This window comes from Gemmatimonadota bacterium, assembly GCA_016713785.1.
Lineage (GTDB): Bacteria > Gemmatimonadota > Gemmatimonadetes > Gemmatimonadales > GWC2-71-9 > JADJOM01.
The window spans coordinates 810,667-830,501 of sequence record JADJOM010000001.1 but is presented as its reverse complement, the minus strand read 5'-3'; the positions used below and the strand labels follow the sequence as shown (position 1 = coordinate 830,501).

The following is a 19,835-nucleotide window of genomic DNA, read 5'->3' as shown; positions in this document are numbered from 1 at the left end:
GCTACGGCGCGATCACCTGCAGCGCCACGCTCGCCCGCCCCATCGGCGCCGCCACCTGCACCCCGCGCACCCGGGTGCGGATGGCCGCGAGCATCTCCCGCGCAATCAGGATCCCCTCCGCCAGCGCCGCGTCCTTGCCGCGCGCGGACGCCACCCGCATCCGGTCGAGGATCACCGGGGGCACCGTCACCCCGGGCACCTCGTTGGCGAGGAACTCCGCGTTCCGGAGGGATACCAGGGGCCAGAGGCCCGCGATGATCGGGACCTGGTACGGGGCCACCCGCTCCAGGAACCGGTCCAGCTGCTCCAGGTCGAACACCGGCTGGGTCATGGCGTATTCGGCCCCCGCCTCGACCTTCCACGCAAAGCGCTTGAGCTCGCGTTCCTGGTCCACCGCCGCCGGATTCACGCCGACCCCGATCACGAACCGCGTGGTGCCCCCGAGCGCGTTGCCGCCGGGGTCGAGGCCGCGATTGAGCCGGCTCACCAGGTTGGCCAGGCCGATGCTGTCGATGTCGAAGACGGCGGTCGCATCGGGATAGGGGCCCATCTTCGGCGGGTCGCCGGTGACGATCAGCAGGTTGCGGACCCCGCTGGCCGCGGCGCCGAGCAGGTCGGAGAGCATGCCCAGGAGGTTGCGGTCGCGGCAGGCGTAGTGCACCACCGCCTCGAGGCCGATCTCGCGCTGGATCAGCAGCCCCGAGAGCAGCGCCCCCATCCGGCTCTGGGCCCGCGGCCCGTCGGGGACGTTCACCGCGTCCACGCCTGCGGCCTTGAGTTCGCGCACCTGCTCGAACATCGGGGCCGGATCCACCCCCTTGGGCGGCACGATCTCCACGGTGGTGATGAACGCGCCCCGGGCGAGCTTGGCCCCGAAGGCCGAGCGCTCCGCCAGCGGCACCGGCGTCTGCGGCTCCACCCGGGCCGGCTGCGCGGCGAACTGGGCCACGTGCCGTGGCGCCACGCTCTTCACGAAGCCGATCATCGCCTTGATGTGCTCGGGGGTGGTGCCGCAGCAGCCGCCCACGAAGCGCGCCCCCGCTTCCACGATGCGGCGGGCGTACTCCGCCATGTACTCGGGGCTCGCCATGTAGATCTTGCGGTCGCCCACCTCCCGCGGGAGGCCGGCGTTGGGCTGCGCCGACAGCGGAACGCGCACTACCCGCGCCAGCTGCTCGATCACCTCGAGCACGCCGTGCGGCCCCACCGAGCAGTTCACCCCCACCACGTCGGCGCCCATCGCCTCCAGCCACGGCCCGAAGGTGGCCGGCTCGGTGCCGTAGTAGGTCTTGCCGTCGGTGCCGACGGTCATCTGCGCCACCACCGGCAGGTCGGAGCGGGAGCGGATGGCCTCGAACGCGGCGCGCACCTCCTCCACGTCGCTGAAGGTCTCGATGATGAAGCCATCGACGCCCCCCGCCAGCAGCCCGTCCACCTGGCGGCTGAAGGCGTCGCGCGCCTCGGCCACGCCCATCTCGCCGAACGGCTCGATCCGGACCCCGAGGGGCCCGATGGCGCCCAGCACCGAGGCGCGGCTCCCGGCGGCGTCCCGGGCCAGGCTCGCGGCGGCCTGGTTGATCCGCTCGGTGTCCCCCGCCAGGCCGTACTGGGCCAGCTTCACCGGGTTGGCGCCGAAGGTATTGGTCTCCAGCAGCTCCGCGCCGGCCCGGACGTACTCGCGGTGGATGTCGCGGATGAGGTCCGGCTGCTTGAGCACCAGCTCGTCGTAGCAGACGTTGAGGAAGATGCCCCGGCTGTAGAGCAGGGTGCCCATGGCCCCGTCGAAGACATGGGTCTGGCCGTCGTCGATCAGTTCGCGCAGTGTGCTCACCGCTCGTACCCCAGGTTCGGTGCCAGCCAGCGTTCGGTCTCCGCCACGGTCATGCCCTTACGGCGCGCGTAATCCTCGACCTGGTCGCGGCCCACCCGGCCCACCCCGAAGTACTGCGCCTCGGGGCGCCAGAAGTAGTACCCGCTCACCGAGGCCGCCGGCAGCATGGCGCAGCTCTCCGTCAGCACCATCCCGGTGCGCGCCTCGGCCTCGAGCAGGCGGAAGAGCGTCTGCTTCTCGGTGTGGTCGGGGCACGCGGGGTAGCCCGGCGCCGGGCGGATCCCCTGGTACTGCTCCCGGATGAGGGCGCGGTTGTCGAGCGCCTCGTCCCGGGCGTACCCCCAGAGCTCCCGCCGCACCCGCTCGTGCAGCCGCTCGGCGAACGCCTCCGCCAGCCGGTCGGCCAGGGCCTTGGCCAGGATCGCGGTGTAGTCGTCGTGCGCCGCCTCGGCTTCCGCCACCAGGCCGTCGAGCCCGTGCCCGGCGGTCGCCGCGAACAGCCCGAGGACGTCGCCGGAGGGCGCCACGAAGTCGGCCAGGGCCAGGTTGGGCCGGCCCGCCGCGCGCCGGGTCTGCTGCCGCAGCGTGTGGAGCGTGGCGAGCGGCGCCGCATCAGGGCCGCCCTCCGGGGGCAGCACGTGGATGTCGTCACCCTCGCGCGCCGCGGGGAAGAATCCCACCACCCCGCGCGCCTCGAGCCGCCGCTCCCGCACGATCCGGTCGAGCAGGCGGCGCGCGTCGTCGTACAGCGACCGCGCGGTCTTGCCCACCGCCGGGTCGTCCAGGATGGCCGGATAGTGGCCCACCAGCTCCCAGGCCTGGAAGAACGGCGTCCAGTCGATCCGCTCCACCAGCTCCTCCAGCGGATAGGGCGCGAAGGTGCGCAGCCCCAGGAACGCCGGGCGGGGCGCCGGCGCCGGGCTGGCCAGCGTGAGCCCGTTGGCGCGTGCCTCCGCGAGCGTGATGCGGCGGTCGCCGCCGTCCTGGTCCTTCCGCTCCTCGCGGAGCGCGGCGTACTCCTCCCGCACCTGCCGCTCGAAGTCCACCCGCAGGGTGTCACTCAGCAGGCTGCTGGTCACGCCGACCGCGCGCGAGGCGTCGAGCACGTGGACCACCGGGCCCCGGTAGCGCGGCGCGATCTTCACCGCGGTGTGGATCCGCGAGGTGGTGGCCCCGCCGATGAGCAGCGGCAGGGTGAACCCCTCGCGGTCCAGCTCCGCCGCGACCATGCTCATCTCCTCGAGCGAGGGCGTGATGAGCCCCGAGAGCCCGATCACGTCCGCGCCCGTGGCCCGGGCCGTCTCGAGGATCTTCGCGCACGGCACCATCACGCCGAGGTCCACCACCTCGTAGTTGTTGCACTGCAGCACCACGCCCACGATGTTCTTGCCGATGTCGTGCACGTCGCCCTTCACCGTGGCCAGCACCACCTTGCCCCGGGCCCGGGTGTCGGCGTTGGCCGCCTTCTCCGCCTCGATGTAGGGAATGAGGTGCGCCACCGCCTTCTTCATGACCCGCGCGCTCTTCACCACCTGCGGCAGGAACATCTTCCCGCTGCCGAAGAGGTCGCCCACCACGTTCATGCCCCGCATGAGCGGCCCCTCGATCACCTCGATGGGCCGGGCCGCCCGCTGCCGCGCGGCTTCCGTGTCCTCCAGGATGAAGGCGTCGATGCCCTCCACCAGCGCGTGGGCCAGGCGCTCCTCCACCGGGAGCTCGCGCCAGGCCAGCGCCACCGCCTCGGGGCGCTTCTCGCCGGTGGCCCGGTACCGTTCCGCGATCTCCAGCAGCCGCTCGGTGCCGTCCGGCCGCCGATTGAGCACCACGTCCTCCACCCGCGCCAGCAGCTCCGGCTCGATGTCGTCGTAGATCGCCAGCTGGCCCGGGTTCACGATGCCCATGTCCATCCCGGCACGGATGGCGTGGTACAGGAACACCGAGTGGATGGCCTCGCGGACGTGGTCATTGCCCCGGAACGAGAACGAGATGTTCGATACCCCGCCGCTCACCAGGACGTGGGGCAGCGCCGCCTTGATCTGGCGGGTGGCCTCGAGGTAGGCCACCGCGTACCCGTTGTGCTCCTCGATGCCCGTGGCGATCGCGAAGATGTTCGGGTCCACGACGATGTCTTCCGGCGCGAACCCCACCCGCGCCGTCAGCAGTCCCACCGCCCGACGGGTGATCGCCACCTTCCGCTCCACCGTGTCGGCCTGGCCCTGCTCGTCGAAGGCCATCACCACCACCGCCGCGCCGTAGCGCCGCACCAGCTCGGCCTGGGCCAGGAACGCCGCCTCCCCCTCCTTGAGGCTGATCGAGTTGACGATGCCCTTGCCCTGCAGGTTCTGCAGCCCCGCCTCGAGCACCGACCACCGGGAGCTGTCGAGCATCACCGGCACCCGGGAGATGTCCGGCTCCGACGCCAGCAGCCGCAGGAAGCGGGTCATCGCCGCCTCGGCGTCCAGCATCCCCTCGTCCATGTTGATGTCGATGACCTGGGCGCCGCTCTCCACCTGCTGCCGGGCCACCTCGAGCGCCGCCTCGTACTGCCCCTCGAGGATCAGCCGGGCGAACCGCCGCGAGCCGGTCACGTTGGTCCGCTCGCCCACGTTCACGAAGTTGGTCTCGGGACCGATCACCAGCGGCTCGAGCCCCGCCAGCCGGCACCGGGGCGGGAGGTGCGCGGGCGCGCGCGGCGCCAGCCCGGCCACCGCCGTCGCGATCGCCGCGATGTGCTCCGGCGTGGTGCCGCAACAGCCGCCCACCACGTTGACCAGTCCGCTCGTGGCGAACTCCCGGATCACCTCCGCCATCGCCGCGGCCGACTCGTCGTAGCCGCCGAACGCGTTGGGCAGCCCGGCATTCGGGTGCGCGCTGATGCAGACCGGCGCCACCCGGGAGAGGTCCTGTACGTACTGCCGCAGCTGCCGCGCGCCCAGCGCGCAGTTGAGCCCCACGCTGAGCGGCCGCGCGTGCGCCACCGAGTTCCAGAAGGCCTCGACGGTCTGGCCCGAGAGCGTCCGGCCGCTCTGGTCGGTGATCGTGCCCGAGATCATCACCGGCACCCGGAACCCGAGTGCGGCGAAGGTCTCCTCGACCGCCACGATCGCCGCCTTGGCGTTGAGCGTGTCGAAGATGGTCTCGATCATCAGCAGGTCGGCGCCGCCGTCGAGCAGGGCCCGCGCCGCCTCGCCGTAGGCCCGGACCAGCTCGGGAAAGGTCACGTTCCGGGCCGCGGGGTCGTTGACGTCGGGGGAGATCGACGCCGTCTTGCTCGTGGGACCGAGGATGCCCGCCACGTATCGCGGGCGCCCCGGCGTCCGCGCCTCGTACGCGTCGGCTACCGCGCGCGCCAGGGCCGCCGCGGCCCGGTTGAGCTCCGGCACCAGCGCCTCCATGCCGTAGTCGGCCATGGAAACGCTGGTGGCGTTGAAGGTGTTGGTCTCGATGATGTCTGCGCCGGCCTCGAGGTAGGCGGCGTGGATGTCACGGATCACCGCCGGCCGCGTGAGGCTCAGCAGGTCGTTATTGCCCCGGAGGTCACGGGGCCAGTCGCGGAAGCGCTCGCCGCGGTAATCGGCCTCCGCGAGCCCCTCGCGCTGGATCATCGTGCCCATGGCCCCGTCCAGCACCAGGATGCGTTCCCCGAGCAGGGCGGGGAGGCGGTGCAGGCGGTCGGCGCGGGCGGCTGGCGCAGGTTGGGTCAAAAGAGAATCCCCGTGGGCCTCGACGGCTCCCCGGGGGGTGGCCGTTTTAGCAGTTGTTTAACGTGGCTGCAATAGGCGCAAATCACCACGGACTGGAATGTCAGTCGGGGAATCTACCCGGACGGTCACCCATCGCCAACCTCGAGCCGCGCCGCGGCGGTTTCCGGTCCCACCCCCTGCACCTCGACCACCTTGCGCCGGCTGCTCGCCCCCGCGCGCAAGGTCACCGCCCCCCGGCTGACGCCGAGCCGGTCGGCCAGGAAGCGGAGCAGCGCCTCGTTGGCCGCGCCGTCCACCGGGGGCGCCGCGAGCCGGATCTTGAGGGCATCGCCGTGCCGGCCTGCACACTCCGTGCGCGAGGCCCGCGGCTGCACGTGACAGGTCAGGCGGATGCCGGCGGGGGTGGGATCGATCGGGGGCATGCGGTGGGCCGGGCGGGGCGGCGGCCCCGCTACCCCACCCGCCAGAGCCAGCTCATGACCAGGCCGCGCGCCAGCCAGAGCATGAAGTAGGCGACGATCGGGGTCAGGTCGATCATGCCGAACGGCGGGATGACCTTGCGGAGCGGTTCGATCAGCCAGTCGGTCAGGAGGTGCACCACTCGCATCGGCTTGGCGTAGGGCGAGACCGCGAACCACGACGCCACCACCCGCACGAAGATGGAGAGCATCAGCACCGAGAAGAGCCCGTCCACCGCGAAGCGCACCAGCCCGCCAGGCCCGGCCGACGCGGAGACCGCGAGCGAGAGGATGGTGCCGATCAACCACTCCACCAGCGCCAGCAGGGCCAGTCCACCCAGCAGGGCTACCCAGAAGAACGCATACGGCGCGTTGACCGGATTTCCGCCACCCCGGTAGAGGCGGCGCTCGAAGGGGCGGAGGAAGGGCTGCCCCAGGCGCCGCGTGAACCGCGGCAGGGCGCCGAAGGGAGACAGGTGGCCATGCTTCACGGCCCAGTGCGTGCCGGCCACGAGCGCCGCCACCAGGAAGGAGGTGAAGACCAGGGCCCGGGCCGCGAGGACCAGGCCGGCGACGAGGCTCATGACCTACTCGGGCTTGGGCGGGGGCGGGAGCGGCGGCACCGTGAAGGGCTGCGTTCCACCGGCGGCAAGGGTGCAGCTGACCTCGAAGGCGCCGCCCCGCAGGCTGGCGTCCTCGAGCACGGCGCTGGTCCCGGTGCAGCTCGTCAGCATCCGTCCTTCGGTGCGCCGGAACACCACCGTCACCCGCGGCTCGCCGCCCTGGCGGCCCAGCCGGCGGACAAACTGGGGCGCCAGGCTGTCGATCCCTGCCTGTCGCAACGACGAGGGCAGCCGGTTCTGGTGCGCACTGCGGTAGGCCATGACGCGATCCACGATGTCGGCCAGGTCGCGCCCCAGCAGCTCGGCCTCCGCCTGGGCCGGGTCGATGGGTGGCCCGGACGCCGCCCGGGCGGGCGCTTCCGCACCGCCGCACCCGGCCAGCGCTCCCAGCGCGAGGAGGCCCGCGAAGGCCCCCGCCCTATTCCATGGCGAATTCACGGTTGAACACCACCTCGAAGCTGAACGTCTTGGCGCGGCTCTTGGACTCGATGTGCTCCGCGATCCGGGTGAGACGGGCCGGGATGCCGAGGATCTTCTCCTGCGCCTTGCGCCCCAGGTCGTTGAGGCCGGTGAGGGTCTCGAGCCGCCAGTAGCGGATCTGCTCCTGCACGATCCGCAGGTAGTCCCGCGGGCCGTAGATGCCGGCGCGCCGGATCACGTCGGCCAGGTCCCGGAAGCCAGGCATGGTGTGCCCCGGCATCTCGATGCTCGGCATGATGTGCGCGGCGGAGATCAGCGCCTGGTCCGGGTCCCGCTGCAGGATCTCCTCGAAGATGGTCCGGTAGAAGCTGAAGTGCCGGGCCTCCTCGGTGGCGACGTTGGTGAGCACCTCGGCCAGCAGCGGCTCGTACTCCCCGATCAGCCGCCCGGTCTCGCTGTGCGACTGCTGGGTGGCCCGCTCCTGCAGCGTGGTATACGCGAAGACCCGGTAGGGGTCCTTGTCCCAGTCCGGCTGAAACCCGCTCTTCAGGTAGCTGAACTGCATCTCCTCGAGCCGCCGCTGGTCCACCAGGCGGGTGTCGCGGATATAGTCGTGGAGGATGACCCCGTGCCGGTCTTCCTCGGCGGTCCACAGGTTGTTCCAGTCCCGCCAGTGGCTGTCGTCGCCGAGGTACACGGCCAGCAGCCGGTGGAAGTGGGGCAGCCCCTCCTCGGTGAGCATGTTGAGTGCAAGCGCCGCCCGCGCCGAGTCGGGGATGCCTGCTGCCCGGGATCGCAGGTCGGCCACGTGCCGGTCCGGGTCCGCGCCTGGCGGGGGCCCGAGCAGCTCGCTCGGGAACCAGAGCGGACGCTTCTGCTCGTGCGTCTCCATGAGTTCCCGGACCTTGGACTCCAGATCCCGGAGGACCTCGATCTTGGTGAGGAACGCGCGTGCGCCGTCGGTCAGGGCCATGTGCCCGCTGGGGTCTGGGAGAGAGGAAAGTGGCGGCCTGCGCAGACCGCAGGCCGCCACGGAAAGATATCAGCGTCGTCCGAAAGAATATGCGTCGCGTCAGGAGGGCGCTAGAGCGCCGGTGCGAGCCGCTTTTCCATCAGGTACCAGGTACGCCCGCCCTGGTAACCGGTGCGTCGCAGCACCCGCAGCCAGCCATTGGCCAGCAGCTCCGGCTCGCGCGCGGCGTCGTCGGTCCAGAACTCCACCAGGTGCGCCCCCTGCAGCCCCGCGTGCTGCTCGAAGGCCTCGAGCAGCCGGTGCCCATGCCCTTGGTGCCGTTCCTCGTAGCGGACCGCGATCTCCGTCAGGTGCGCCACGCCGCCCCGGAGGTTGTAGCGCAGGCCACCGATCCAGTCCCCGATCGCATTGCTGAGGATGAGGTAGTGCTCGTCGAGGTGCACCGGATCGCCGGTCGTCGCCTCTTCCTGTTCGGTGAGGTCGGCAAACCAGTCGGCGAATTCCTCGCCGTTTTCCATTTCCCGAATGATGAGTTCGCTCATGCTACCCTCTCTTATCGGAAGCGGGACCGAAAGGTTCCAGCCACCATCCGGGGTTCAGAGCAACCTTGGTGCCACTCGGGAGCGTCGTTGTCGGGTATTTCGACCCAGCTAAGATATTGCAGTCATTCGATTTAGGAAATAGCCTCGCAGCCCCATGGAGACAGGACTGTCCGGAATCCCGGACAGTGTGCCACGACGGCAGCCGTCCGGGAGGTCAGACCCCGAGCGCGATGGCGGCCAGCAGCGCCGCCGCCCCCAGCCCGAAGAGCAGCAGGGTCAGCCGGAGCCCGAACCGGAGCCAGTCGCTGTACCGCACCCCCGCCGCGGCCAGGAGGGCCATCAGGGCCCCGTTGGTGGGGCTCAGGAGCTCGGTCAGGCCGGCGCCATACTGGTACGCCAGCACCGTCACCTGGCGTGAAAGGCCGAGCAGGTCGGAAAGCGGCACGAGGACCGGCATGGTCAGTACCGCCTGGCCGGAAGTGCTTGGGACGGGGACATGCAGGAGCGCCTGGACCCCCATCATGCCGATGGCGGAAAGCGCGAGCGGCAGCCGGGCGATGGGGTCGAAGAGGCCCTGGACGATGGTGTCGATCACGCGGCCGTCATCCAGCACCACGAAGATGGCCCGGGCGAACCCGATGAGCATCGCGGCGTAGGCCATGGACCGGAATCCGTCCACGAACCCGTCCGCCGTCCCGGCCACGCCGCGGCGGCCGAGCAGCCCCGCCGCCACACCCATCACGAAGAAGAGCGCACTGAACTCCGGGAAGTCCCAGGCCCAGCGCCGGGCCCCGACGATGAAGAGCACGAAGGCCGCCAGCACCACCCCGAGGATGGCGAGGTCCCGGGGCTGCAGTGGCTCCGCGGCGCCCGCTCCAGCACCGTCGCATGCTGGTGCCACCCGTTCGCGGCGCGCATGGCGCATGGTCCCCCAGGTCCACAGCAGCAGGGCCAGCAGCAGCACGCCGAGCCGGAATCCGAGCCCTGAGCCGGCGGGTAATCCCGCCACCTTCTGGGCGATGACCACCTGGAACGGGTTCACGGGGCTGAATGCGGCGCCCACGGCGGAGGCGCCGATGCTGATCGCGCAGGCCACGATTGGCGGGTAGCCGAGGCGGGCGGTGAGCAGGAGGAGGACGGGCACAAAGGCCAGCAACTCCTCCGACATCTGGATCAGCACCCCGCCGAGCCCGAAGGCCACGCAGGCCAGCGGGATCACCAGCGTCTCGCTGCGCCCCAGTCGCGCCACCACGTGCTGCACGGCGCGGGTCGAGGCGCCCGTCTGCTCCACCACGGCGAACCCGCCCCCGACCAGGAAGACGAAGAAGATCACGCCACTCGCCTCCGCCAGTCCGCGCGGGATGGCGACCAGGGCCTGGAAGGGCCCGACGGGGGCGGGATCGCTGCGCTGGTAGGTGCCCGCCACCACCAGGCGCCGGCCGGTGTCAGGATCATCGCGGCGCTCGAAGGCGCCGGCGGGGAGCAGGTGGGTGAGCGCTGCCGCCACGAACAGGCAGCCCAGCAGGAGGACCAGCGGATGGAGCGAGCGCATCGGGTGGGGCAAGGCGGGGGCGCCAGCGGCGCCCTCGCTACGCCGTCAGCGGGTCTTGCACTGCCGGGAGATCGGGGGCGTGCGATCGCAGGCGATGGACTGGTCCATACCGCTCGCGAGGATACCGCAGGCAGTGGTCTGGGCCGCCCGCTCGGCCTCGGCCTCGGTCTCGTTGGAGGCGGTGGCGCAGTTGCGCTTGCCGTTGAATTCCACGCACACGGTGCACTCGTGCTTCTGGGCCGAGAGGGTGTTGAACAGCAGCAGGGCCCCGAAGGCCACGATGAACACGATGGTGATGATGGAGGAGCGTTTCATGATCGGCAGGGGATAGGGGTCGGACGGGCACGCGCGATGCTCAACCCTACTTGAGCGCGCGTGCCAGCGCCAGCCGGGGGTCGTAGTCCGCGTCGTCCAGCCGGGACCACTCGACGTCGTCCCGCACCCCCTGCCAGATCTCGAGTGGCCCGAGCAGCATCGCCGCCCCGCCATCCGCCGCGCCGGTAATCCTCGCGGCCATCGGGCCCTCGTTGTAGGCAGTCAGGCGAGAGCGCCACAGCGGCACGGCATTGACCGCGACTCCGCAGCCCCCGTCGGGGAAGACCTGCACTCTCAACCTGAACTCTCGACCAGTTCCCAGCACCGGCGGGACGGCCACGATGGTTGCGGACCCGCCACCGGACACGCTGAGGCTGCTGTCCATCCCCGCCCCCTCACGGCCCGGGTATCCCGCCGCGCACGAGAATCGATGGAGCCGGTTGCGGCGGAACGGCATGTCGCCATCGCGGTGATTCCAGCTACCGAGGGCGGCGGAGTCGAGACCGAGAATGAGCTCCAGTCCGATGCGCTGCCACTTGTCAGCGGTGATCCTAGTGGAGGCCAGGACCTCGATGCCAAGGCCGTTGATGGCGTTCCACCCCCTCCGGCTGTAGGCGCCGCTGGGGAAGGAGCCGTCTCCGTTCCCCAGGAACGCCGGGCGGCCATCGGGGCCTGTCCGGAGTACCGGGCTGGGCGATCCGAAGCTGATCCATCCGGGGGCGATGCCCCGGCTCCAATCCTCGCGATAGACGGTTTCGTGAACGCCCGGGGCCACCCGCACCCACACGGAGTCGCTCAGGGGGCCCAGCCGTGCGATCACCCAGGTGGCACCGGGCGCGAGCGGTCGGAGACGGCCGACGGGGGTGGCCACGGCCACGGCGGAGTCGGAGGTGAACCACTCCACCGATGTCACCGGCGTCCCCGCCGGGTCGGCCGGGCTCCGCGCCGTCACCACCAGGTCGTAGGAAGCCCCGAGCCGGAGGGTGGGCCCGAGATTCCTGATCTTGAGGGCCGTCACATGGGACCGCGCGGGCCGCAGCCGGCGCCACCAGGCCTGGAGGTCCGACATGAACTGCGTGCTGGACAACACCCGTCGCCACTCCCCCAGGGCCTCCACTGGCGCCACGTAGAGTTCCTCCCGCGTCACCCCGTCCCAGGCGGCGGTGAAGGCGAGCCACTTCCGGTCGGGGCTGAGCGTCCCGGTGGAGATGTTCCAGAGACGGCGGGTCATCTGGCCGGTGTCGAGGTCGTACTCGAATACCGACCTTGCCGCTCCCTGCGAGGCGGTGATCAGAAGGGTCCGGTCGTCGCGCCAGCCGAGGATGGATGGCGCCGACCGTGGAGGCAGCTCATGGCACCGCGGTAAAGCGCCCGGGCGCAGCGGCATCCAGCAGAGTTCGAAGGAGCCATCGCGTTCACGCTGGAAGGCGACGCGGGTCCCGTCGGGAGAGACGGCGGCACCAGATTCCGCCGCCGGACCCTGGGTCAGCTGGGTGACGGCGCGCGTCTGGAGGTCGATCCAGGCGATGTCGTAGGAGTATTCGCGCGAGACATAGCCGGTATCGTTCCGGGGACTGAAGGCCCCGGTGGTGAACACCAGGGACCGGCCGTCGGGCGTGGGGGAGGGGCCCACGTCGTCTGTGGGGCTGCGGTAGATGACCGACGTGTCGCCGCGCTCGTTCACGTAGAAGATGTCCTGCAGCCAGTCCGGTCCGGCGTTTCGCGTGAAGTAGTAGGCTCCGGGGATCGGCGCGGGGAAGTACCCGTCGATGCCATCCGCCTGCACGGGCATCGGGTGCGCCTTCAGGCCCGTGGCGTCGATGGGCCGGTCCGGGTCCCAGTGGGCGCGGCGGATCGGCAGGTCATACTCCCGGTCATCGGCTCGAGCGTTGCTCTCCCAGAGCACGAGCACGGCGTCGGGCCGGCGGCTCCACGAGACCAGCCCGGTGATCCCGGCGATCGCCGCCAGGAGGATGACCGCCGCGCCAGCCAGCCGGCGGGCCGAGCTGTAGCGGATCCGGGTCCAGGGCGGGATCTGCCGGACCTGGAGGACGACCTCGTCGGCCGGGGTGCCCTCGCCCAGGAACTCGTAGGCGATCTCCCCGACGCGGCGGCCGTCCCCGAGCGCGCGTGCCATGACCAGGTAGCGGACGAAGACGCCGCTGCGGGCGGCGTGCCTCCCGGCGAGGTGCAGGTGCTGGCCCGCCAGCACCAGCTGCTGGCGTGGCGCGGCGGGGTCGGCGGCGAGGGCCTGCCCCAGCGCCTCGTGCAGCGGGCCAGCCGCCTCGCCCGGGGCGGTGGCGATGGCATCGGCGGCGATCTCGTCATGGGCGGGCCGCCACTGGTGGCCATCGCGCTGCAGGAAGCCGCGCTGTTCCAGGACGCCGAGCACGGCGGCCAGCGAATCCTCCGGCAGCCCTGCTGCCCGGAGGATCAGCTCGCTGGGCAGCGGGGTCCCCGCCAGGGCCAGCAGGAGCAGCACGCGGCGGCTCTCCCGGTCGAGCTGTTCAATGCGGTGCCTCAGGGCGCTCCCGCTCTCGAGGCCGCGGGCCAGCGCCTCGGGCGCCTCACAGTGCCAGGTGCCGTCGGCCAGGAGCAGCCAGCGCCGCTCCATCGCCAGCTGCAGCGTCTCGAGCAGCAGGAGCGGCGAACCGCCGGTGGAGCGCGCCAGGGCGGGTGGCAGGGTCGGGGCCCACGGCTCCTCGGGCAGCCGCCCAATGCTCGAGACGAGGATGCCGACCTGATCTGCCGTGAGCGGTGGCAGGCTCAGGGACTCGGTGCGCTCCGCGCCGAGGTCGGCGCCGGCCACCGGGCGCGCCGCCGACACGATCAGCAGGCCCGGCGCACTGAGTTGCGCCAGCAGGCTGGTGAGCACCTGCCGGGAGCTGGGGTCGAGCCAGTGCAGGTCGTCCAGCAGCAGCGCCATCCGCTGTTCCTCGGCCAGCACCCGCAGCAGCTCCGCGAGGCCGGCGGCGCGCCGCCTGAGCGCCTCATCCCCGGTTGAGGCATCCGCGGGCTGGCTGAAGCGGCTGGAGAGGGCGGGGCAGAGCGCCACCAGGATCCCGGCCGTGCCCGGGGAAACGGCCGCCGCACCGGGCTGGGCGGCGAGCTGCTCCGCGAGGGCCGCGATGAAGCTGTAGCCGATCTCGCGCTGGCCGGGATGGGCGCGCAGCGCCACCACCCGGGCGCCCAGGGTGCGCAGGCGGACCGCGACATCAGCCAGCAGCCGGGTCTTCCCGAGCCCCGCCGGCGCCACGACGTGCAGGTGGCGCGCCGCGGACCCAGGCGACTGCCAGGCGCCAACGATCGTCCCGAATTCCCGCTCCCGGCCCACCAGCTCGGCGGCGAGCCCGGGCGCCTCCGCCCCTGGCTCCGCTGACCGCAGCGCCAGCTGGGCCCGCGCAAACAGTGTCCGCGTGGCGGGGTCGGGGGAGCGGCCAAGGCTGGCCAGGCGCTCCTCGAACTGGTCGACCTCGAGCGTCAGGGCCAGGCGGTCGCCGCCCTGGATCAGCGTCTCGAAGAGGAGCCGCCAGCTGCTTTCGCTGGCGGGATCGGCGTCCCGCGCGCGGCGGGCCAGATGATTGGCGTCCCGGAGGTTTCCTTCATTGAGCCACTGCCGCACCAGCGTCTCGGCGACGCGCAGGAAGGTGGAGCGCAGGCGCTGCCGCTCCACGTCGGCCCAGTGCTCGAATTCCACCCCGCCCGGCGCGGCGAATTCGGCCAGGAAGTCGCCGCGGTAGAGCGCCGCCGCCTGGGCCAGCTCCCCGCCCTCCACCGCGGCCAGGAACCGGTCTCGGTCGAGTTCCAGCGGGGCGGTGAGCTCGAGGCTGTCCCCGCGGGTGACGAGTCCCTCAGTGCCGAGGAGCTGTCGCAGGTACCAGACCGTCTGCCGCAGCGCGTGGCGGGCGCGGTCAGGCTCGAGGTCGGACCAGAGCAGGTCGATCAGGTGTTCGCGGGAGGCGGTGCGGCGCGGGGAGCAGGCCAGGTAGGCCACGAGGGAGAGCGGCTTGCCGGGGCCGAGCAGGATGTCGGCCTCGACCCCCCGGCGCGACAGGGCCGCGGCGGTGCCGAGGACCCGAAGGTCCAGCGGGGAAGGGTCGGGGGGCACATCCTGCCGGGTCCGGCTCATCTGACGCTCAGGTGACGGGGCGGTGCTAGACTGGCCGCTGCCTGACGCAGCAGCATCCCCGGTCACCATCACGGTCAGTGCCTTCCCTGGGTCGCACCGAGAAGGTAGGGGCCGCCCGATGGGTCAGCAAGGCGGCGTACGCCGTGGCCGGGGATCCCCCGCCTCTCATTCTCTTCACACACCTCGCCGATAGTCTGGTCAACCCCAGCCTCCCCCTGGCCCGGGGCCACCGCGCCCTGCTGCGCGGGTCCCGGATCCATGCGGCGTATGCTGGTGGCTGGCACGTGCCTGACGTTCGGTGCCCTGCTGGGCGGGTGCTCGCGCTTTGCCCCGGACGATGCGGAGCGTTTCGAGCCACCGCCGCTCTACCTCTCCTGGTGGAGCCGGACGGAGCAGTGCTCCGGCCGCACCGGCAACATCGCCCGCGTCCAGTGGTTCAAGGTGCCGGGGCACGCCTTCGAGTGCCCCACCGGCTCCTGTGCCGGCCGGTGGGAGGACAACCACAGCATCTATGTCGCGGAGGACTGGCTGGAGCACGAGATGGTGGTGCGGCACGAGATGCTGCACGAACTGCTCAACGGATCGGGTCATCCCGATCCACCCTTCGGCGATCCCTGCCCACTCACCTGGAGCACCTGGTCCGGCAGCGCCGGCGAGCTGCGCCAGGAGGGAACGCTCCCCGGGCTCGACTGAGCCGGTCCGGGGAGATCACGCAGCGGTTCAGCTCGCCCGCAGGGCACCCCAGATGGCCGGGAGGGCCCCGACGCACCAGACCAGGATGCCGACGACCAGCGCGCGCGCCAGCGGGATGCGCCCCAGCACCGCCACGCCGATGGCAAAGATCGCGGTCACCCAGAGGGTGAAGAGGTCCAGCCGTCCCACCAGCGCCAGCACCATCGGGCTCAAGGCATCCACGTCGAGGAAACGGGCGACGCCGAAGGAGATGCTGTAGCGCGACGTGATGCTCGACTCGGGCAGCACCAGGATCTGCACCGCGCCGATCACCGACTCCAGCACCCGTGGGACCATGGCATAGGTCGCGACCATCATGGCCTGGGCGGGATCGGCCTTGGCCCCGAACAGCTTGCCGACGAACCAGGCCACCAGCCCGAGCAGCAGGGGGGTGAGCAGCGCGTACAGCCCGATACCCACCACCATGAACTTCTTGGCGAAGCCCTTGCCCTGCTCCATCATCTCCGGGGTGAGCTGGGGGTTCTGCTTCATGGCCTGCACCATGCCGCGCTTGAACTCCACGTCGAAGATCGGCTCCATCACGCCCTTGAACGCGAAGCTGAGCCCCACGATCAGGAGCGTGACCACCAGCAGCGCCAGCCCGAAGGCGGCCGTGTCCCGCCGGCGCTCGAAGACCGCGGCGGGCTGGTAGAGTACATCCAGCAGGTCCTCGAACAGGGACGGTGCGCCGACGGGGCGTTCGGTCATCGCGGGTCTCCGGAGGGGGGTCAGGCGGTGAAACGTAGGGCGGGGCGGAAAGGTGTCAAACGGCGCGGGCGGCGCTATCCTCCGGCATGCGCCCGCTCCTGCTCTTCGTCGCCATGCTCAGCGGCATGCCCCTCGCCGCCCGTCGCGCGGAACCCCCGGCGGTGGTGGTCGTGGAACGGGAGGTGCTCGACTCCATGAGCGCCATCTGGGCCAGCAGCAACGCCAACTGGGACCAGCTCGCCGACCTCAACTGGATGGAGCGGAGCCTGGGCACCGTCCGGCCCACCCAGCGCGAATACCTCGGCTGCCTGCAGGGGGAGCTCCGCGGCGACAGCGCCCTCGTACGCGGATTCGTCCCCGCGCGCAACATGAAGCGGCTGATGCTCGCCGTGACGGGCGATTGCTCCGGGGTCCCCGGCTACCTCGGCACCTTCCACACCCATCCGTACCTCGCCGACACCCAGAACCGTGCCACCAAGCAGCGCTTCCTGGCTCCGCGGGACATGATGAGCTTCCGCGACTCCGACGACCGGCTGGCGCTGGTGGTGTGGGACGTGGACAGCCTCGACGCCGCGCTGCGGGTGGGCGGCGACAGCATCCTGCATCCGGCGCCGGTGGTGGTCCTGGAGGCAGCAGGGCGGTAGGGCGGTAGGGCGGTAAGGCGGTAACTTGGCCCGCTTCCCGCTTCCACTCCCTTATAGCAGCGTCCCCCGCAGCACCAGGTACGCCACAGAGAAGTAGATCACCAGCCCGGTCACGTCCACCAGGGTGGCCACGAAGGGCGCCGAGGCGCTCGCCGGGTCGAATCCTACTCTCCGCAGGATGAAGGGTAGCATCGAGCCGGCGAACGAACCGAACGCCACCACGCCGACGAGCGCGGCCGCCACCGTGATCCCGATGAGCAGGTGGTGGGGACCGTAGTCGTACCAGCCGAGCCCGTGGACCAGTTCGATCCGGGCGAGGCCGATGGCCCCGAGTATCAGGCCGAGGGTGAGTCCGGTGGGGAGCTCCCGAAGGGCCACGCGCCACCAGTCGGCGAGGGTGACTTCTCGCACGGCCATGGCGCGGATCACGAGGCTGGTGGCCTGGCTGCCGGAGTTGCCGCCGGAGCTGATGATGAGCGGGATGAACAGCGCCAGCACCACGGCGCGGCTGATCTCGTGCTCGAAGAAGCCCATGGCGGTGGCGGTGAGCATCTCGCCCAGGAACAGGACGCAGAGCCAGCCGGCCCGCTTCCGGATCAACTCCCAGAACCCGGTGTCGAGGTAGGGCTCCTCCACGGCGGCCATGCCGCCGAACTTCTGCACGTCCTCGGTCTGCTCGCTGATGAGCGCGTCGATGACGTCGTCCACCGTGACGATGCCGAGGATGTGGCCCTGGTGGTCGAGGACGGGGATGGCGAGCAGGTTGTAGCGCGCGATCAGGCGCGCCACCTCCTCGCGGTCGGTGAGGGGGGTGACGGTGACGGGCTTCCGGCCCTCGCCGATGTCCATGACCGAGGTGCCGGAGTCGGCCATGATCACCTCGCGCAGGCTGGTGACCCGCACCAGGCGCTGGGTGCCCTGCTCCAGCACATAGACCGCGTACACCGTCTCCTTGGCGCGCCCCACGCTCGCGATGTGCTGGCGCACGTCGAGCGCGGTCCAGGTGGACGGGATGCCCAGGAACTCCGTGGTCATCAGGCCACCGGCGCTCTGGGGCGGGTAGCTCATCAGCCGGGCCAGCTGCTCGCGGGTCGGCGCATCGAGCACGTGCAGCAGCCGGGCGCGGTCGCCTTCCTTGATCTGCCGGAAGAGCCGGACCTGCTGGTCGGCGGAGAGTCCCTGGACCAGTGGCGCGGCGGCCGCGTCGGGGAGGTGCTCCACCAGCTCCTCGCGGCGCTCGAGCATCGGCTCATCGAGTACCTGCACCGCCACATGGAAGGGCAGTGCGGTGAGCACCCGGGCGGCGCCGTCGGGGGGAAGGTCGTTCAGCGACTCGGCGATGTCCGCCGGCAGCAGCTCGGCGCACGCCGCCACGAAGTCATCGGCGTCGCCGGCCAGGAGATAGAGGAACTCGCCCGGGGGCGGGGTGGGTCGGGTCGTCGGCACGGGGCCTCCGAGGCGGGCCGCCGCGCGGCGGCCCGCGGTGGTCAGGTGGGACCGGACGTCGTGTCCGCGATCCAGGCGAGGTAGGGCGGGTGCCCCTCGACGATGGGGATGGCGATGATCTCGGGGAGCTCATAGGGGTGCAGCGCCCGGATCAGGGCCGCGAGCGCGGGGTAGGCCGCCCGGGTGGTCTTGAGCTGACAGCACCACTCGGTGGCCTGCTCCACCGCGCCGTCCCAGCGGAAGGTGCTCCGCAGGGGGCCGTGCACCTGGGCGCAGGCGGCCAGCCGGGCGTCGACCGCGGCGGCGGCGATGCGTGCGGCGAGGGGCTCGTCCGGCGTGGTGGTGGAGACGACGAGAAGGTCGGTCACGCATCCCCCGGATACGGCGAGGGGCGGGCACCCGGCCCGCCCCTCAGTTCGGCACCGCGAACGACGCTGCCGCGGTCAGGACGGGATCTTGGTGTCGCTGCCGGTCTTGCCGTCATCGATCGGGACGATGGCGGTGCGCCAGCCGCTCGCGAAGGTGACCACGATGCGGTGGCTCTGCGGGTCGCCGGAGATGTCGGTGATGTCCTTGCCGAAGTTATTGCGGGCGTAGTTGATCACCACGTCCACCTGGGCCTCGGGGCCGGAGTTGTAGGGCCGCGCGAACTCCCGCCCGATGGCGACCGCGATGGCCTGCTCCCGGCCGTAGCGCGCGAACTGGTCGGCCGGCACGAGGCCGTCCTGGCTCGCCACGTGGCGGGTGACGTTGTAGTCGCGGCAGGCGCCGAGCAGGCTGACGGCGGCGAGGGCGACGAGGATCCGATGAGGTGCGCGCATGGACATATATGGAAAGGGGGGATCGAGACGCCCGAAAGTACTAGATTGCGGCCATGCCGCGCAACCTCGGCGCCCGCGGCGCCCTCCTCCTCACGCTGGCCACCCTCGTGCTCCCCCATGCCCTGCCCGGCCAGGCTCGTGCGGAGGCGCTCGCCTCCTGGTCCCCAAGCCTCTCCTCGCCGCCCGAGGCGCTGCCCCCGCCGCGCCCGTCGACGGGAGTGCCCCGACCCATCCGCTGGTACCATGGCCTGGCCGCCCTGGGCGCGGTGGCGGTGCTCACGCTCGGCGATGAGACCCTCCAGGACGAGACCCAGTCCCACCGCACCTCCGGCGGGGACGACCTGGCCCGGGCCGCGCGCCGGCTGGGGGAGTTCCCGGTCTACGCCGTCCCCGCGCTCGGGACGCTGGCCGCCGGCGCTCTGCTGGGCGATGGCCGGGTGGCCCGCGCCGGTGGCCGGATGACCGCCGGGCTGTTCACCGCCGCCCTGGTGACGAACCTGCTCAAGCCCGTGGTGGGCCGGAAGCGGCCATCGGCCTCCACCGATGCCTTTCTGTTCAAGCCCTTTTCGGGTCGTGATGCGTGGCCCTCGGGTCATACCACGATGGCCTTCGCGCTCGCGGCGGGCCTGGGAGACGAGATCGGGAGCGTGCCGGTCTCGGTGGCGCTCTACGGCGCGGCCGGCCTCACCGCCTGGTCGCGGGTCAACGACAACCGGCACTGGGCCAGCGACGTGGCGGCCGGGGCGCTGGTGGGGATCGCCAGCGCCAAGCTGATGAACGGGCGGTGGCGCGTGTTCGGGATCTCGGCGCCGGGCTTCCTGCTCGAGCCGGGCGGGGTGGGAATCAGGGCGGCATTCTGAAGGATGGAAGGTCATGGAAAGCGGGAAGCGGGTGAGGCCCTCAGGCCTCACCCGCTTCCCGCTTTCCGTGCCGTAGG

At 71.4% G+C, this 19,835-nt stretch carries 17 protein-coding genes and 1 riboswitch; of the genes, 3 read left to right on the top strand and 14 right to left on the bottom strand.

The features are described from left to right. Nucleotide 1: 1 nt before the first annotated feature. The 10 genes from IPJ95_03645 to IPJ95_03600 all read right to left on the bottom strand — a co-directional run bounded on the left by IPJ95_03645 (nt 2) and on the right by IPJ95_03600 (nt 14,547). A complete protein-coding gene (locus tag IPJ95_03645) occupies nt 2–1,774 on the bottom strand; it encodes a bifunctional homocysteine S-methyltransferase/methylenetetrahydrofolate reductase (GenBank protein ID MBK7922710.1) in 1,773 nt (590 codons plus the stop codon). Nucleotides 1,775–1,827: 53 nt separating this feature from the next. Then, nucleotides 1,828–5,499 carry a methionine synthase gene (gene metH / locus IPJ95_03640; GenBank protein ID MBK7922709.1) on the bottom strand — a complete coding sequence of 1,224 codons (3,672 nt, stop codon included), beginning with the start codon at nt 5,497–5,499 and terminating at the stop codon, nt 1,828–1,830. Nucleotides 5,500–5,560: 61 nt separating this feature from the next. Continuing rightward, nucleotides 5,561–5,634, bottom strand: a riboswitch (SAM riboswitch). Nucleotides 5,635–5,660: 26 nt separating this feature from the next. Beyond that, nucleotides 5,661–5,957, bottom strand: a complete 297-nt coding sequence (locus IPJ95_03635; protein ID MBK7922708.1) for a DUF167 domain-containing protein — start codon at nt 5,955–5,957, stop codon at nt 5,661–5,663. 29 nt (nt 5,958–5,986) lie between these two features. Continuing rightward, nucleotides 5,987–6,577, bottom strand: a complete 591-nt coding sequence (locus IPJ95_03630) for a YggT family protein (protein ID MBK7922707.1) — start codon at nt 6,575–6,577, stop codon at nt 5,987–5,989. A 3-nt stretch (nt 6,578–6,580) separates the two neighbouring features. Then, complete coding sequence (locus IPJ95_03625; GenBank protein MBK7922706.1) at nt 6,581–7,054, bottom strand: hypothetical protein; 474 nt, start codon at nt 7,052–7,054, stop codon at nt 6,581–6,583. Then, complete coding sequence (locus tag IPJ95_03620) at nt 7,035–8,009, bottom strand: acyl-ACP desaturase (protein MBK7922705.1); 975 nt, start codon at nt 8,007–8,009, stop codon at nt 7,035–7,037. The genes IPJ95_03625 and IPJ95_03620 overlap by 20 nt, the downstream gene beginning before the upstream one ends. 110 nt (nt 8,010–8,119) lie before the next feature. Continuing rightward, nucleotides 8,120–8,551 (bottom strand): GNAT family N-acetyltransferase, encoded by a 432-nt coding sequence (locus tag IPJ95_03615; GenBank protein ID MBK7922704.1) that lies wholly within the window; start codon nt 8,549–8,551, stop codon nt 8,120–8,122. A 214-nt stretch (nt 8,552–8,765) separates the two neighbouring features. After that, nucleotides 8,766–10,103, bottom strand: a complete 1,338-nt coding sequence (locus IPJ95_03610; GenBank protein ID MBK7922703.1) for a YfcC family protein — start codon at nt 10,101–10,103, stop codon at nt 8,766–8,768. A 45-nt stretch (nt 10,104–10,148) separates the two neighbouring features. Continuing rightward, nucleotides 10,149–10,418: a hypothetical protein gene (locus IPJ95_03605; GenBank protein ID MBK7922702.1), complete on the bottom strand. Its 270-nt coding sequence runs from the start codon at nt 10,416–10,418 to the stop codon at nt 10,149–10,151. Nucleotides 10,419–10,464: 46 nt separating this feature from the next. Continuing rightward, nucleotides 10,465–14,547 (bottom strand): AAA family ATPase, encoded by a 4,083-nt coding sequence (locus tag IPJ95_03600; GenBank protein ID MBK7922701.1) that lies wholly within the window; start codon nt 14,545–14,547, stop codon nt 10,465–10,467. A 258-nt stretch (nt 14,548–14,805) separates the two neighbouring features. On the opposite strand from IPJ95_03600, the gene IPJ95_03595 reads away from it, so the two are divergent. Then, nucleotides 14,806–15,240 (top strand): hypothetical protein, encoded by a 435-nt coding sequence (locus IPJ95_03595; GenBank protein MBK7922700.1) that lies wholly within the window; start codon nt 14,806–14,808, stop codon nt 15,238–15,240. 27 nt (nt 15,241–15,267) lie between these two features. On the opposite strand, the gene IPJ95_03590 is transcribed toward IPJ95_03595, so the two are convergent. Continuing rightward, complete coding sequence (locus IPJ95_03590; GenBank protein ID MBK7922699.1) at nt 15,268–15,987, bottom strand: YIP1 family protein; 720 nt, start codon at nt 15,985–15,987, stop codon at nt 15,268–15,270. 86 nt (nt 15,988–16,073) lie between these two features. Here IPJ95_03590 and IPJ95_03585 point away from each other — a divergent pair, with 86 nt between their 5' ends. After that, entirely contained in the window at nt 16,074–16,631 is a 558-nt protein-coding gene (locus IPJ95_03585) for a hypothetical protein (GenBank protein ID MBK7922698.1), read from the top strand. 51 nt (nt 16,632–16,682) lie between these two features. On the opposite strand, the gene mgtE is transcribed toward IPJ95_03585, so the two are convergent. The 3 genes from mgtE to IPJ95_03570 form a co-directional block, all read right to left on the bottom strand. After that, the gene (mgtE, locus tag IPJ95_03580) at nt 16,683–18,029 is read right to left on the bottom strand and encodes a magnesium transporter (GenBank protein MBK7922697.1); all 1,347 of its coding nucleotides are present in this window, start codon (nt 18,027–18,029) and stop codon (nt 16,683–16,685) included. A gap of 89 nt (nt 18,030–18,118) precedes the next feature. Beyond that, a complete protein-coding gene (locus IPJ95_03575; GenBank protein MBK7922696.1) occupies nt 18,119–18,445 on the bottom strand; it encodes a divalent-cation tolerance protein CutA in 327 nt (108 codons plus the stop codon). A gap of 75 nt (nt 18,446–18,520) precedes the next feature. Then, nucleotides 18,521–18,898: a hypothetical protein gene (locus tag IPJ95_03570; protein MBK7922695.1), complete on the bottom strand. Its 378-nt coding sequence runs from the start codon at nt 18,896–18,898 to the stop codon at nt 18,521–18,523. A gap of 53 nt (nt 18,899–18,951) precedes the next feature. On the opposite strand from IPJ95_03570, the gene IPJ95_03565 reads away from it, so the two are divergent. Then, nucleotides 18,952–19,758 carry a phosphatase PAP2 family protein gene (locus tag IPJ95_03565; GenBank protein MBK7922694.1) on the top strand — a complete coding sequence of 269 codons (807 nt, stop codon included), beginning with the start codon at nt 18,952–18,954 and terminating at the stop codon, nt 19,756–19,758. Nucleotides 19,759–19,835 lie beyond the last annotated feature (77 nt).